General features: G+C 38.1%; 12 protein-coding genes. 3 read left to right on the top strand and 9 right to left on the bottom strand.

The window, feature by feature from the left end; all coding sequences use genetic code 11:
- Positions 1–306 precede the first annotated feature (306 nt).
- Together AC25Y6_RS14945 and AC25Y6_RS14940 are read right to left on the bottom strand one after the other, a co-directional pair.
- The gene (locus AC25Y6_RS14945) at positions 307–1,608 is read right to left on the bottom strand and encodes a DUF4179 domain-containing protein (RefSeq protein ID WP_488143578.1); all 1,302 of its coding nucleotides are present in this window, start codon (positions 1,606–1,608) and stop codon (positions 307–309) included.
- A gap of 16 nt (positions 1,609–1,624) precedes the next feature.
- Positions 1,625–2,098 carry an RNA polymerase sigma factor gene (locus tag AC25Y6_RS14940; RefSeq protein ID WP_488143577.1) on the bottom strand — a complete coding sequence of 158 codons (474 nt, stop codon included), beginning with the start codon at positions 2,096–2,098 and terminating at the stop codon, positions 1,625–1,627.
- Between the two features lie 367 nt (positions 2,099–2,465).
- Between AC25Y6_RS14940 and AC25Y6_RS14935 the strand changes: the two genes are divergently transcribed.
- Positions 2,466–3,239 carry a VCBS repeat-containing protein gene (locus AC25Y6_RS14935; protein ID WP_488143576.1) on the top strand — a complete coding sequence of 258 codons (774 nt, stop codon included), beginning with the start codon at positions 2,466–2,468 and terminating at the stop codon, positions 3,237–3,239.
- 121 nt (positions 3,240–3,360) lie between these two features.
- Here the strand turns inward: AC25Y6_RS14935 and AC25Y6_RS14930 are convergent, their stop codons facing one another.
- A complete protein-coding gene (locus AC25Y6_RS14930; protein WP_488143601.1) occupies positions 3,361–5,505 on the bottom strand; it encodes a transglycosylase domain-containing protein in 2,145 nt (714 codons plus the stop codon).
- A 508-nt stretch (positions 5,506–6,013) separates the two neighbouring features.
- On the opposite strand from AC25Y6_RS14930, the gene AC25Y6_RS14925 reads away from it, so the two are divergent.
- Both AC25Y6_RS14925 and AC25Y6_RS14920 read left to right on the top strand, forming a co-directional pair.
- Positions 6,014–6,943 (top strand): ABC transporter ATP-binding protein, encoded by a 930-nt coding sequence (locus tag AC25Y6_RS14925; RefSeq protein ID WP_488143575.1) that lies wholly within the window; start codon positions 6,014–6,016, stop codon positions 6,941–6,943.
- Positions 6,927–7,784: an ABC transporter permease gene (locus AC25Y6_RS14920; protein ID WP_488143574.1), complete on the top strand. Its 858-nt coding sequence runs from the start codon at positions 6,927–6,929 to the stop codon at positions 7,782–7,784. Before AC25Y6_RS14925 ends, AC25Y6_RS14920 begins: the two co-directional genes overlap by 17 nt.
- Before the next feature lie 293 nt (positions 7,785–8,077).
- On the opposite strand, the gene AC25Y6_RS14915 is transcribed toward AC25Y6_RS14920, so the two are convergent.
- The 6 genes from AC25Y6_RS14915 to AC25Y6_RS14890 all read right to left on the bottom strand — a co-directional run bounded on the left by AC25Y6_RS14915 (position 8,078) and on the right by AC25Y6_RS14890 (position 15,473).
- Positions 8,078–8,779: an ABC transporter ATP-binding protein gene (locus AC25Y6_RS14915; RefSeq protein WP_488143573.1), complete on the bottom strand. Its 702-nt coding sequence runs from the start codon at positions 8,777–8,779 to the stop codon at positions 8,078–8,080.
- An 11-nt stretch (positions 8,780–8,790) separates the two neighbouring features.
- Entirely contained in the window at positions 8,791–9,567 is a 777-nt protein-coding gene (locus AC25Y6_RS14910; RefSeq protein WP_488143572.1) for an ABC transporter ATP-binding protein, read from the bottom strand.
- Positions 9,568–9,585: 18 nt separating this feature from the next.
- Positions 9,586–10,824, bottom strand: coding sequence for a branched-chain amino acid ABC transporter permease (locus tag AC25Y6_RS14905; protein ID WP_488143600.1), 1,239 nt, complete (start codon positions 10,822–10,824; stop codon positions 9,586–9,588).
- Positions 10,825–10,881: 57 nt separating this feature from the next.
- Positions 10,882–11,868, bottom strand: coding sequence for a branched-chain amino acid ABC transporter permease (locus tag AC25Y6_RS14900; RefSeq protein WP_488143571.1), 987 nt, complete (start codon positions 11,866–11,868; stop codon positions 10,882–10,884).
- A 338-nt stretch (positions 11,869–12,206) separates the two neighbouring features.
- Complete coding sequence (locus AC25Y6_RS14895; protein WP_482104020.1) at positions 12,207–13,403, bottom strand: branched-chain amino acid ABC transporter substrate-binding protein; 1,197 nt, start codon at positions 13,401–13,403, stop codon at positions 12,207–12,209.
- A 567-nt stretch (positions 13,404–13,970) separates the two neighbouring features.
- Positions 13,971–15,473 carry an NCS1 family transporter gene (locus AC25Y6_RS14890; protein ID WP_488143570.1) on the bottom strand — a complete coding sequence of 501 codons (1,503 nt, stop codon included), beginning with the start codon at positions 15,471–15,473 and terminating at the stop codon, positions 13,971–13,973.
- Positions 15,474–15,488 lie beyond the last annotated feature (15 nt).

Raw genomic sequence — 15,488 nt, 5'->3', positions numbered from 1 at the left:
TATGCGTTTCTTAGATATTATACAAAAAAAGGCTGATTTCAAAGATCACTTAAAGGTGACCTTTTGAAGTCAGCCTTTTTTAAAAAGAGGTACCTGTATCAGTCACTCAGACAAACAATTCACGTTTTCAAGTCATTATACAAAAAGTAAAGAAAAATCGCATAGGTACCTAAAAGGAATTTGAAAATTAAAAATTATGCCTCTATGAGATTTCATTTACTCATAAGAGACATCGATTTTATTATGTTTTAAAACCTGATAAATTGATAGCCTATATTCGATTGGTGAGTAGGGTAAGAAAACTTATTAATCAAGTGGAATATCCACTTCTGCCTTGCCGTCTAAATACAGCGGATAACTATTAATATTGAAGCGAATTGGATTCATTTCATTATCAAAATCAAATGTATAGACTGCTTTGATATAAGGTACTTCTCTGCTAACATGCATTTCGATTAGACTACTACTTAAATCATTACCTTCTCTGTCAACTATTTCAGACAATAGTTGATAATCGCCAGTTGGATAAGTGACTTCCAATGTATTCCGTGATGGTACTTGCACATCGCTATCCAGTTCACTCGGCATATACAACACTTTCTGTTGCTCAAAATCTACCTCGATATAATCCGAGCCTTTTGGAAGTGCTTCGATTCTCTCCATCACTAACGTTAGTTTTTTCGGCTGCCTGAAGTAATTGCTTTGCATGAATAGACTCACATCGCCGTCACGCAATAGATTGCCTCCCCCACCGCTATTTCTTAGTTGACCCCAATCTTCACCATGCTCATCAATTAACCGAACCGATGTAAATTTTAGTAATTGCATTGTATTTTGTTCGTCGGCTGCTAATCGGATTTCTGCACGTAACGGCGAAATTTTCAACTGTTTGATGTTGATTTTTTGACCATCTACGACAACAGATTGGTTCACTTCATATACTTTTGGTTGTTTAATGGGCTTGGTGAGTGTGAATGGCACGGCAAACTTTGTCTCAGCTGCATCACTCAAGTGTAAATTAAATTCAAATGACCTATTGTCATATGATAAATCATCGGTAGACGTAATTTCCAGCTTGTCTTCCTGTACCGTCCTTTTACCAGAACTAGAGACAATGTAAGGATTTACGACACCAAATGGAATGCCTTGTTGGGATACCTCTAAAGAAGTTATACTCACTTTGGAAAGATCAAATGGGGATTCAACCTTATAGAAGATCGTCATACCCGAATGATCAGCTACGACATTCTGTAGAGTTAAGGTATAGTCGCCTTGCGTTACTACAATACCGAGTTCTTCATAGTATTTATTTTCAACAATGTCACTGATTCCTTTATCAAAAGCAATCATGCCAACGATAGGAGAAAACCCTGGAATTTTGGCCACTGCCTGTGCAAACACAGGCGAAACGCGAATCGACGTCACAAACAGTAGCAGTACAATAACAGCTACACTGGCGACTGAATACAGACGACGCTTCCTCTTCCAGGTCAGCCGATGCTGCTGCACTGCCTTTACACGTGCTTGGTGTAAGGCTTCTTTTGGGATTTCAATCGCATGTAATTCATCCGTCAACTTCTGCCAGTCCTGCTCATTCAAGTTGGTCATTTATAGTTCCTCCTTTTCAATGAGTACGCGTAGTTTTTTTAACGTCGTGTGTAGCCTTGATTTCACAGTACCTTCGGGATTGCTTCAACTGTGCAATGTCCCCGTTCTTCATATCCTGGAAGTATTTTAAATAAACCAATTCCTGTTGCTCAATTGGCAAACTGGAAATTATATAAGCGATTTCGAATGGGTGATGATCTACCGATGCAATTTCTACATTATGATAGTAGACAAATTTCTTTTGCTTCTTTTTCATATCTAAACAAATATTGATGATAATTCGAACTAGCCATGTTGCTATGTGCGATGGTTCTTTGACGGTATGCACCTTTTTTAAAGCTCGATACGTCAGCTCTTGTATAGCTTCAACAGCATCCTGCTCATTTTTCAAATACGCATAAGCCGTACGATATAGCGTATCTTCATGTCGTGCCAACAGCTTCACTAACGCCCGTTCATCACCCGCAATGGCCCTTTTCGCCAAATCCATCTCCTTACACTCACCCCCTGTTACTAATTAGACTGTACAATATGACCAATCGTTCATTTTTTTACGATAAAAAACGGGTTCAACTAAATGTAGTGAACTCGCTGCTTAACTGCCTCTATTAGTAAGAAAAAAAATGAGTGAAACCACTCCTGAGACCATCTAACCTATGGAATTAAGGAAGAGGCTTAAAAGAGGTACTTGTGTCAAACGAGAAGACAAACAATTCACACATCTAAGTAATTATACAAAAGATAAATACAAAGCGCATAGGTATTGATTTACTTTGTATTATTATAGCATTGAGTTGTATTTACTAAATAATTCCGCGCACAGGTACCTAAAAACTTGTGATTTAATTTGGAGGGAAGTGAAAATCAACAAGCTACTATCAGCATATATTGCAATGAACAACGATTGTATTTTAATAGGAGGGATTAATTTTAACGGAAATACTACATTGTTGGACTGGAAGACAGGGGATGTCAACGGAGATGGCATTTTAGATACCGTCTATTTATATGGTAATGTCGATGGACCACCAAGTATCTTTGCCGACAACATTACGCTTGTGATTCGAGATGGGTGGTCAAATAAAAGTACAACCGTTCATTTCAAAAACAACGCGGGATATAATGCTAGGTTGTTTCTTGGCGACTTTAATAAAGATAATATACCTGACATTATGGTGAGTATTGATACGGGCGGGAGTGGTGGATATGGCATCTTTTATATCTATTCCTTCAGAAATAACATTTTAAATGAGCTGTTTAACTTTGACAAATACAATGGAGAATACACATTCCAAGTAAATTACGACGATTTTTATAAGGTTCGTGTTGAAAGTCACTCGCCTAAAAGGTTGTTCATTATAGACATTAGCACCAAAGGACCTGATTATTTATCACAGTATTACGACGCTAATGGACTACTTAAAAACCCAGTAGTAGGTGGGGTTCTTGCCCTAGGAGCTGTTAATCCAATCATTACAAATAACAAAAGCTACAATTATGACTTAGTAGCTCTACAGCGTATTATTGGCCCAACAAATGCAGATACGTTAGGTTACGTTGAAAACCTCCTGTCATGGAATGATACACAATTTCAATCAAATCGCTTGTCTGTATCAGTACCATTTGATTGAAAAAAGCCCTTCGGAATTTAGGAATGATCCTAGTTTCCAAGGGCTTTTCAATGAAAGAATGTTAAACATTAAATTGTAGGAAAGCTTTCCTTACCTCTTCAGGACAAGTAATCATGTCTCTCTAGTCATCTTTATCCTTTTTGTCTTTGTCTTTATCTTTGTTTTTCTCCTTATTTCTCTTGTCCTCCTTATCCTTGTTGTTTTCTTTGTCTCTGTCTTTACCCTTATCTTTCTTATCTTCTTTATCGTTTTTGTTTTCTTTATCTCTGTCTTTGCCCTTATCTTTCTTATCTTCTTTATCGTTTTTGTTTTCTTTATCTTTCTTCTGCCCGTTGTCTATCATTTTACTTGGTTTCTTTTTCTTCTTTTCAACCAAAGGTAAAACAAAGTCCTTGTTGGGCAATTCACTCATGGATTTAGTTACTATTTCTTGGAATATGGTTGTGACTGTGACACCACTAGTTGCTGTCAAGTAATGGTCTTGATCTGTTTTATCATACCCTAACCAAATCGCACCAACGAGGTCTGGCGTATATCCAACAAACCAGTGATCCTTTGAACCAGCTACACCAGGGAAAGGTAGTTGTGTCGTACCGGTTTTTCCAGCTACGTCTAATCCGGGTATCTGTGCATTTTTAGCTGTTCCGTTTTCCACAACATCTTTTAGCATATACGTCATCTTTTGAGCAACTTCCGGTTCTGTAACTCGTTCAGATTTCCCACTCCAACTTCCAACTATTTTTCCTTCAGCATCCTTTATTTCTGAAATGGCATGAGCTTGCATCATTATTCCATCGTTAGGAAATGCGGAAAATGCCTGGGCCATTAACAAGGGTGACGTTCCTCGGTGTAAGCCCCCTAGTGCTAGTCCGAGATTATGATCTTCTTTTTCTAAAGGAATACCAAACCGTTCAACTGCACTAAAACCCTTTTCAACACCCATTTCATTTAATAGCCAAACTGCGGGTATGTTATAAGAATTAATAAGTGCATCGTACATTGTGACTGTTCCGCGGTATTGTTTATCAATATTTTGTGGTTGATAACCGCCTATATTGATTGGTTCATCAACCAGCATATCTCCAAAGTCATAACCCTGCTCCAATGCAGATGTGTATACAGCGAGTGGTTTTAATGCTGATCCGGGTTGCCTTATTAAATTTGTCGCGTTATTAAATCGTTTGTAAGTATATTCTCCTCTTCCTCCGACTAACGCACTAATCCCACCTGTTTTAGGATTAATGAATATGGATCCACTTTGAATCAGTTGATCAGGCTTGCTATCTGGAAAATTGTTTTCATTCTGGAATACTTCTTCCGTAGCGTCCTGAATAACAGGATTTAGTTCCGTATGAATGTGAAGCCCCCCAGACAGCACTTCATTCTCAGTTAATTTGTACTTATCTACTGCTTCCTGGATTAGATAATCAACATAATATGGATAATTCCCTTTATAATCTACCGTCTCTTTATCCGTTAATACAATGGTTTGAGTTAGGTTTTTTTCAAAATCCTTTTGACTGATGTATCCTTCGCTCTTCATTAATGACAGCACGATATTTCTTCGGTCAACCGCTTTTTCCATGCTTTTATAAGGCGATAAGTTAGACGGGGCTTTGACTATCCCCGCTAGTGTAGCTGATTCGTTTAATGTTAGTTCACTAACATCTTTACCAAAATAAACTTGTGCTGCTCGCTGAATACCCCATGCGCCTTCACCAAAATAAATTCGATTTAGATAGCGTTCCATGATTTCATCTTTTGAGTACTTTCTCTCAATTTTCTTAGTAAATATAAGTTCTTTGAATTTACGTGTATAAGTGCGTTCCGCTGTTAGAAATACATTTTTCGAAAGTTGTTGCGTAATTGTACTACCACCAGAAACGACTTTACCTGAAACTAGATTTTGCAGGAATGCTTTGGTAATACCAAAGTAATTAATACCGTTATGCTTATAAAAATGTTGGTCTTCTGTAGCGACAAAAGCTTCAATGAGTTCTTTTGGAATTTGATCCAGACTAACTCCTTCAATTTTAGAGTTAGAAACTTTACTAGCTACGTCGCCATTTATATCATAAATAAATGTTGGCCTTGGTTCTACAATATCCAATTTACTTACATCGCTAAAAGATATTAAAATAGTAAATACCAATAGACCAAACAAGATAATGCCTATAGAGACTACTAATAGTCTACTAATGAGTTTTTTTGATTTAAACCATTCTTTAATGCTGCTTAATCGTGTCTTTTTTTTCCTACGTTCCATTCTACCCAAGCTAATACCACCCTCTATATTGTTGCAAAAAAATCATGAAGCCATAAATTACACAGACTTCTTGACAATGCATACCTAGTATCCAACACTAAACTAAAGCCAATACGATATCAATAGTGTCAATGTCGCATTCGGTGCTGCTTACAGATGCCTTTGTCCATGCGCATGCTTGAAAACAATAAATACGATCCAACCTTACAATTGGCTTTTAGATAATTTATTCCATGTTGACCCAAAAGAGACGGAACAATATTAATCTTCAGATTGCAATGAGTGTAGGGACAGAGAATTCTGTTACACTTGTTAATATATACAAAAAGAGAACTATATTTCTCTAAATAGGTATACAGCCGTATGAGTTTGAATAATTAATAGAAGTTATTGCTATTGATTTATTTGACAATACATTTATTTCCAATCGGAATCGGATTCATTGTCGACCCAGCGAGTGCAAATCGAATGAATACAATTATTCAAAACCGAAAAACGGAGGGATTTCATGAATAAAATCATCGAAGTGAGTGGGCTGTCAAAATCATTTGGGAAATTAGAAGCTGTGAAGGATATTAACTTTCACGTTGAAGAAGGTGCTTTATTTTCATTTTTAGGTGCAAACGGCGCAGGTAAATCAACGACCATATCCATTTTATTAACGCTATTGAAACAAGATTCAGGCGAGGTGAGAGTAAATGGATACACCTTAGGAAAACAAGACGATAAAATTCGACAGGAGATTGGCGTCGTCTTCCAAGACAGCATATTGGATCCTTTGTTAACAGTCGAAGAAAATTTACAAGTTCGAGCATCGTTTTATGGAATGTCGAAGGAAGAAAAGAATAAGGCAATTCAACGAGTAACGGCTATCACAGATTTACATTCATTTATCAAACGCCCTTACGGAAAACTATCTGGCGGTGAAAAAAGAAGAACTGATATTGCGCGGGCACTCATACATACGCCCTCGATTTTAATTTTAGATGAACCGACAACCGGCCTTGATGCCGGTAGCCGAAAAAATATTTGGAACACGATTTTACAACTTCAAAAAGAAACAAAAATGACTGTTTTTCTAACGACGCATTATATAGAGGAAGCCGCCAATTCTGATTATGTGGTTGTGATGAAAGCGGGAGCAATCATTGCAAAAGGAACACCTGAACAACTAAAAAATGACTATGCATCTGATCTTTTAGTCATCACAGCAGTCGATGAGAGAGTGATGAGGAGTCTATTATCCGAAGATGAAATTGAATATAAAGTAGATAAATCGCTATTCTTTGTACCGCTACAAGAAACAAAGTCGGCAATTCCAATACTAGTGAAACATGCAGATGATATCTCTTCTTTCGAAGTCCGAAAATCAAGTCTAGATGACGTGTTCATCGCGATAAACGGAAAGGACGTGAACAGCGATGATGGCATTCACTAAAAGGAATATTTTATTATACTTCCGTGACAAAACGACAATCTTCTTCTCGTTTCTTTCGGTTATTATACTCATCGCTTTGTACGTTCTTTTTCTAGGAGATTTAACGTCAAAAGGACTTCCTGACTTTCCTTCAAAAAAATTATTACTCACCTCTTGGTTCATTGCAGGAATTCTCGCGATTACTTCGATGACGACTACTTTAGGATCTTTTGGCATTCTAGTAGAGGATCGGACACATAAAAGGTTTATGGATTTTTATGCCTCCCCTATTTCTCGTGCTAAATTGGTTGGCGGCTATATATTAAGTGCATTATTTATTGGGTTTATCATGTGTACATTTACATTAATCGTTGCGAACGTCTTTCTTTTCCTATCTGGCGAGGGACTGTTGGCTTTTGACAAGACAGTCTTATTGGTTGGTGTCATACTATTAGCAGTTGTCTCAAGTGGCTCAATGGTTCTGTTTGTCGTCTCATTTTTCAAAACAACAAATGCTTTTGCCGCCGCAAGCACAGTCATTGGCACGCTGCTCGGTTTTTTGGCAGGCATCTATATTCCAATCGGTACGTTACCCGACTACCTTCAAACAATCGTAAAATTATTCCCAGTTTCCCATTCTGCCTCGCTGTTTAGACAACTTTTAATGGAAAATTCATTGGTCGAGGCTTTTGCAAATGCACCTCCTGGATTAAAGGAAGATTTCTTATCCAATATGGGCGTCGTTTATGAAATGAATGGCCAAACAATAACGAAATTGATAAGCGTACTGTATTTAATCGGTACAACGATTGTCTTTTTCATCCTTTCACTTATCGTTATGAATAGAAAAGAGAGAAGTTAATCCATCACATTCATTAAGAGCATGTTTTAATCAGTCTTTTTTCAAAACATGCTCTTTCTATATGTTCATTCTTTGTTTCTGTTGCTAACAGTTCCCTTTGGATTTGATCTTTCAGATGGATTTCTCGTGAGATGGCTGCTGCAGCGTTGCTCGGTCATCGCTTAGACGTTGGATTTCCTCGAATGCCACTTTAAAAAGATACAATTTCCACCAGTACCGAACACATCTCATCCAACACAAAAACGCTTGGATATTTAATATCTAAGCGTTTTTGAAATCTTACTAATGTAATACTATGCCAAGTATGCTTCTCGGACTTCTTCATTAGTTATCAAATCATAGCCGTTTCCTTGAAGTTTAATTTCTCCTGTTTGAATCACATAACCTCTATGCGCAATTTGCAGCGCTTGATAAGCATTTTGTTCCACAAGTAAAATCGTTATGCCTTCTCGATTTAATTCCTTTATGATTTCAAAAATTTGTTCCACAATGATTGGAGCTAGTCCCATTGAAGGTTCGTCTAGCATTAATAATTCAGGTTCCATCATGAGTGCTCGCCCGATGGCAAGCATTTGCTGTTCTCCTCCGCTCATCGTCCCCCCTTTTTGTTCAATACGGTCTTTCAATTTAGGGAAATAGTGAAATACTTTTTCCATTCTTTCATTGATAACGTTTTTATTCTTTACAGAAAATGCGCCCATTAGTAAGTTTTCCTTTACCGACAGTTTTGAAAAAATTCTTCTACCTTCGGGAACATGAGCAATTCCTAGTAAAGTCGTTTCATGGGCAGGCTTGTTTGAGATTTCCAGTTCATTATATAAAATTTTGCCAGTCTTTACTTTCACCAATCCGCTTATGGATTTGAGTGTGGTTGATTTTCCAGCACCGTTACTCCCTATAAGTGTTACAATTTCTCCCTTTTCTACTAACACGTCAATACCCTTTAAGGCCTGTATACCACCATAATAGGATTCAACATTTACTAATTGAAGCATATATTGTCCCCCTATCCCGTTTGAATAGCTCCCGATCCTAGATATGCTTCTATAACCTTTGGATTATTTCTGATGTTCTCAGGCTTACCTTCCGCAATTTTTTCGCCATGATCCAATACAACGATATGTTCAGAGATTTCCATGACGAGCTTCATATCGTGCTCGATTAAGAGAACGGTTAGATTAAACTCATGTTTCATGCTCTTTATGAGCTGAGTAAGATTTTTTGTTTCTTTTGGATTCATCCCCGCCGCAGGTTCGTCTAATAATAAAACCTTTGGATTGGCAGCAAGGGCTCTTGCGATTTCCAGCCTTCTTTGTGCGCCATAGCTTAGATTACACGCTTTTTCATTTAAAAGATGAGCCAGTCCTACATATTCCAATAAATTATACGCGGTCATTTCTGACGCTTTCTCTTCCTTTCGGATGGCAGGAAGATTTAATAAAATACCCATTAGACCTGCTTTTAAATGGGTATGCATACCAACAAGAACATTTTCAAGCACTGACATTTCATTAAACAAACGGATATTTTGAAATGTCCGTGCAATCCCTTTTCTCGAAACGTCATGTGGTTTTAAGCCATTTATTTTCTCATTTTCAAGGAGAATCATGCCGGAAGTTGGCTGATACATACCAGTAATCATATTAAAGAACGTAGTTTTTCCAGCGCCGTTTGGTCCAATAACTGCTGTAATTGAGTTTTTCTCTACTGTCATTGATACATCTTGATTTGCTGTTAGACCGCCAAACTTTTTAGTTAAATTTCGAACTTCTAAAATAGACAATGACTGCACCTCCTTTTGCTACGGTTTCTCATTTTCCGATTGTTCCGGCGTGGTTACTAACTTGGCTTTCACATTTACTCCTTGTAAGTCCTTTTCGATAAATATACGGTTTTTTGCTGGTAAGAGTCCTTTTGGTCTATATAAAGCAAACAGGATTAGTAGTGCGCCAAATATAAACCTTTGCATTTTAGCTGGTGATAATGCGTATGGTATAGAAATCACGCCTGACAAATTTAGTTGATTCAACCAATTTGTCATTTCCGTCAATACTTGGAGATTCAGAATCGTCATAACAGCCGCCCCTAGAATAACGCCTGGGACACTTCCCATACCCCCGAGAACCACCATTACTAATATCGTAATTGACTCAAGTAGTGTAAAGCTTGTAGGATCTACAAATGCTTGTTTTGCAGCAAAGACAACACCCATCATCCCTGAGAAGGTAGCACCAATCGCAAACGCCATTAGTTTTGTGCGAACTAAAGGGACACCCATAGCTTGTGCAGCTATTTCATTTTCCCTAACCGCTTTCCACGAACGACCTATTTTGGAGTGTTCAAAACGACGAACTGTAAAAATCGTGAAGAATAACAGAATAAGCACAATGTAATAGAATTGACTTGGATAAAGGAAATCAATTCCAAACAATCTAGGTGGAGTGACAGAAGAAATCCCCATTGCACCATTTGTAATATTAACGGGGCGATCTAGATTATTAAAAATAATTCTAATAATCTCTCCAAAACCTAACGTAACAATAGCTAGATAATCTCCCTTAACCCGAAGAACTGGTATTCCAAGTAGAATTCCAAACAATGCAGCTACCAAGCCGCCAATGATAATGAATAGCCAGAAGCTTTCTCCTGATAAAGGGAAAGTTCCAAATGGCATAAAATTAGAGGCTTGCGCTGTCGCAAAAATACCATATGTGTATGCCCCAACTGCGAAAAATGCGACAAATCCCAAATCAAGAAGACCAGCCATACCAACTACAATATTTAACCCTAAAGCCATAGCGATATAGATACCAACGAGTGTGGAAACTTCCATATACGATTGATAAGCATCTCCATTACTAGCAGTGAACGGAAGTAAAAACACGAGCACAAAACCCGCTATCAACCATTTTGTGAGATTACTAAACTTTGTGAAATATAATAGTAATAATGAAGCTAATAGAAGGAGAAACGCGGTAACTGACTTCTGTGCCGTAAATAAACTTAGTGATGTAACCCCGATGTAAATCAGAAGAAAGATTCCATGCGCAAGTTTGTTTTGTTCGTATTTTTTCCATAGAGTTTTCAATCTTCTCACCTACACTTTCTCAGTGACCGGTTTGCCTAATAAGCCCTCCGGTTTAAAAAGTAACACGATGATCAATATTGCAAATGCAAACACATCTTTGTATTCGGCACCAAATACGCCTCCAGTTAAAATCGTTAAATTAGCAGATGCAAACATTTCTAATACCCCAAGTAGTAACCCGCCAATCATTGCGCCACGGATATTTCCTATGCCGCCTAATACTGCTGCGGTAAATGCTTTCAACCCGAGAATAAACCCAATATAAGGATCTATTGTTCCGTATTGTACAGCAAATAATACCCCTGTTGCGCCGCCTAGAGCAGATCCTACAAAAAAGGTTATTGAAATAACTTTATTCACATTTACTGACATCAAGGAAGCTGTTTCTCGATCTTGCGCTACAGCCCGCATCGCCATTCCCCATCTTGTCCTATTCACAAATATATCTAGAGCAATCATCATTACAACTGCCGTAACTAGCACAATAATAAATGATGTTTTTATAGATGCATCGTTAAAAATGGAACTTATGGATGAAGTTTTAATCAAAACCTGTTCTGTAAAAAGACTAGGTCCCGTTACAATATAGTTTCCTTTTGTTAATTCCGCTATGAATCTAACGATATCCTGTAATAAAAATGAAATACCGATAGCTGTAATTAGCGGTATCAATCTAGGTGCATTGCGTAAGGGTCTATATGCTAATCTTTCAATACCCATTCCCAAAAAACCTGTTAGGAAAGCAGTTACTATGAGGACAATCATTAGCATAACAATGGCAGGAAGCGCCGAACCCCATCCAGTTCCTGTCATAAATATTAACAGGGCTGTCCCAATAAAAGCTCCTGTCATAAAGATCTCACCGTGTGCAAAGTTAATTAATTCCAATATCCCATAAACCATTGTGTACCCTAAAGCAATGACTGCATATACAGTTCCTAAGGCAAGGCCATCAATCAAGACTTGCGGGATTGTTTGTAGTATTTCGTTCAGCATAAGTTACCTCCTTGTCCCAGGTGTATAGAAATAAAGGGTACTATCACTTTGAAAAGCGCAAACGCCTTTTTAGGAAAAGGCGCCTGGAGCTAGACAATTAGAAATGCGTAAGGCTCCGCACAGCTCCGACAGGCATAAGACGATAAAGGAAGGCAGTCTAAGATCGCGACGTCTTGTCGCAACAAGGAGGGATGAAGTTCAATCCCTCCCCACTGCATACCTGCATCCTTGCAGGCACGCAGTGGCGTTCTTTGCCACGTAGCCAGTCTGACTTATGACCCGAGGAGTTGGCGCATGAAGCTAGCCAGTCAAAAATGAATCATACCCTTCCAACCTACTTACTTTTCAACTTCACCTTCTAATTGCGGTGGATAACTAGCTTCTTTGTAATTAAAAATAAACACTTTTGCATACTCATTGTCGCCAATATCGTCAAAGCTTACTGTTGTCAACACACCTTGATAATCTTTTATACCACGAACAGCATCTCTAACTTGTTCGCGTGTCGGCAATTTATTGTTATTTTCTGTAATTGCATTCTCGATACCTTTTAATACCACACCCATTGTGTCATAGCCGTAAACTGAGTACGCTTCTGCATCTCGATTGTTTATTGCTTTGTACCTTTCCATAAACTCTTTCCCATCTTCTGATTCAGCAGGATCTCCTGCTAGCGTAGTAATATACGTGTTTTTAATTGCATCTCCGGCAATTTCAACAAGTGTAGAAGAATCTAATCCATCTCCACCCATAATCGGGATATCAATACCTTTTTCGCGAGCTTGTTTTATTAGTAGCCCACCTTCTGCGTAGATTCCCCCAAAGTATACTAGATCTGGTTTTTTAGAGAGGATTTGGTTTAGAACTCCATTAAAATCTTTCTCTCCAAGCGTAATCCCTTCAAACCCAATAATTTCTGCTCCTGCGTCCTCAGCACCTTTTTCGAAGGCTTCCGCAAGGCCTGTACCGTATGCAGTTTTGTCTTGAACGATAAAGATTTTCTTTGCTTTTAATGTATTAACCGCAAAATCAGCCCCTGCTGGACCTTGAGAATCATCTCGAGCAACGATACGATTCACTGTTTTTAATCCTCTATCCGTAACTTCTGTTGCTGAGTTGGCTGGTGAAACCATTGCGATACTGTATTTTTCATATACTTCTGAAGATGGGATAGCAACGCCTGAGTTGAAGTGACCGACAACTGCGAATATAGATTTATCTGCACCTATTAATTGAGCATTGGCTACTCCTTTTTTAGGATCGGCTTGGTCATCATAAGGCACCAGCTGTAACTCAAATCCTAATTCTTTAAACTTTTCTTTTTGGTCGTCTAATGCGAGCTGTGCACCTAGCTTAATGACTTCTCCAATTGCAGCACTGCCTCCTGATAGTGGTGTCTGTGTGGCGATTTTAATAATCGGTAAATCATTTTCTCCATCTGATTCAGCTGTTTTTTGCTTTCCCCCACAGCCAGCTAACACTCCTGCCACCAAACCTCCTGCTAACAATAAAGCTAAAGATTTTTTAAACTTCATGTTGACCCCCCATTCTTCCTAATTGAAGTACAAGCCTTTGAATGATTATATTATTCAGATACGAGAATTAGGACAGAATATTCATCTTTATTTTTTAGGGACTTCGAGCCTGACACGAAATCAATTGAGAAATTATCTTGGAGAATAAAAGAGGTAAAAAAACTTTAAAGACAACATCATGTCTAAGATTTAGCAAATCCAATTCATATTTACTTTCATCATCACAACGTACTAATACCAACACATCATCTACTAGTCCAATTCATCGGGGGTTCCCAGGTGGTCAGCAATTAGCTGACCAAGGAATGGCCCGCGCTCGAAAACAGTCTATCGGACTGGGTAGATCGTATTTACAGAAAGCTGAAAGACCTTGGCATCCGAGGTGGTCAGATTTTTGATCAGATGCGCTAAAGGCTTGGAATGACAACGGTTTATCGTTGAAATAACGGTAGCCCCTTACTGTATCGTAAGGGGCTACCGTTATTTCAACTACTACAGGCAATGGAGTAGTTACAAAATCATAGACAAACTGTCCCTAGCAGAGACAGTTTGCTTGGCAAGTGGAAATTAGCTTAGATCTACCGCATTCTGGCTGGGTGATAATGAGTCATCTGTTTCATCAACTGGGTTACCATACTTTTCACTTACAAATCCACCTTGAGTATATACCCAATCCTGATGTACACTCGTTGATAAATATTTGTCATCATAGTTTGAATCAATCTCGGCTTGAGGATATTTTGGTATAATCCAGAATTTCATTAATACGTAATAGATAACAAATCCTAGCGGAAGCCCGACAAGATATGCAATTGACAAAAATTTAATTGCGATAGCACCCGCTACTACCCATGCAATTAGTCCAGCAGGATTATATCCTTTCATATAGCGAAATTGCCCATCTTTTTTATATAAATCTGGTATATTGACTCTTCTACGCCGGATTAAGAAGTAATCACATATCATGATCCCCCCTATTGCCGATAGTGCTCCGCCATAGAAACCGAGAAATACGTATAAATGTTCCAATATCAACCATGGCATAGTAGCAGTGCCAACAACTCCCGCTAAAACGACACCCATTTTATAACTTATTTTAGGTGCAAGCGCATTTACAAATGCAAGTGTAGCCGGAATTAAGTTTGCAGCATTATTTGTTGACCATTGAGCAATTATAACTAATCCTAATAATGCGATTAGAATTAAACCACTTTGGTTTTCTTGAATAATCGTAATTGGATTCCAATTACCAGTCGCAATAAAGGCAACTGCTCCAATAAACGCCATAAACGTTGAAAGGATAGGTAATGCAATAATCTGAGCAGCAAAAATGTTTTTATTCCGTTTAAAGAATTTTTTGTTTCCTGAATTAACTTTAATAAAACGTGAGATATTGGGAACATCGACTGCTAATGCTGCCCAAAGAGATAAATTGGCCATGAAGATTAAAAGTAAGGAAGTATTCCCCTCACCAACAAATGTCCAAATATTGTGACCACCCATTTGAGCAAGACCATCCAAATAAAAATACATCCAAACCGATATACCAATTAATATTGGTGCAGCCAAACTAGCAAACTTTTCTACAGCCTTAATACCTAGCATCGTGTTAATTACTTGTACTGCAGCAAATAAAATATACCAAACAATCCAATTATCATAACCTGTCAGATATTGAAAGATACCATTTAGAGCAAGGGCTCCTAGGTACGTTTGAATTCCAAACCATGCTGCTGCAACAATTCCGCGAGATACCCCCGGGAAATGGGTACCATATATTCCAAATGGTGCGCGAAGATAAACTGCAAACGAAAGGCCGTGTTCTGTTCCAATATCCGCTGACAATAACATGACAATACCAATCGTAAAATAAGCAAGTAAAATAGTTAGCATACTAATGATAATTGAATGTGAATTAACTGCATCCCCGCCAAATTGATAAGCAACAATCATAACAACGATACCGACCCAAATGAAAAAGTAGCCTAACATACCAACTGTACGCCTATTATTTGTTATAGGAAGGATGGACTCTTCTATTAAATGGTTACTTTCGTTATTTTTGCTCATTAATCGTTAGCCCTC

Source organism: Sporosarcina sp. Y1004, assembly GCF_057669665.1.
Note: the sequence above shows the minus strand (reverse complement) of the source record. Positions and strands in the feature narration are given on the sequence as shown.

Bases quoted from the DNA above. Each gene is read 5' to 3' on its own strand.
- AC25Y6_RS14900 (WP_488143571.1), bottom strand. From the start codon at position 11,868: ATGCTGAACGAAATACTACAAACAATCCCGCAAGTCTTGATTGATGGC.
- AC25Y6_RS14915 (WP_488143573.1), bottom strand. From the start codon at position 8,779: ATGCTTCAATTAGTAAATGTTGAATCCTATTATGGTGGTATACAGGCC.
- AC25Y6_RS14890 (WP_488143570.1), bottom strand. From the start codon at position 15,473: ATGAGCAAAAATAACGAAAGTAACCATTTAATAGAAGAGTCCATCCTT.
- AC25Y6_RS14945 (WP_488143578.1), bottom strand. From the start codon at position 1,608: ATGACCAACTTGAATGAGCAGGACTGGCAGAAGTTGACGGATGAATTA.
- AC25Y6_RS14895 (WP_482104020.1), bottom strand. From the start codon at position 13,403: ATGAAGTTTAAAAAATCTTTAGCTTTATTGTTAGCAGGAGGTTTGGTG.
- AC25Y6_RS14920 (WP_488143574.1), top strand. From the start codon at position 6,927: ATGATGGCATTCACTAAAAGGAATATTTTATTATACTTCCGTGACAAA.
- AC25Y6_RS14940 (WP_488143577.1), bottom strand. From the start codon at position 2,098: ATGGATTTGGCGAAAAGGGCCATTGCGGGTGATGAACGGGCGTTAGTG.
- AC25Y6_RS14930 (WP_488143601.1), bottom strand. From the start codon at position 5,505: ATGGAACGTAGGAAAAAAAAGACACGATTAAGCAGCATTAAAGAATGG.
- AC25Y6_RS14925 (WP_488143575.1), top strand. From the start codon at position 6,014: ATGAATAAAATCATCGAAGTGAGTGGGCTGTCAAAATCATTTGGGAAA.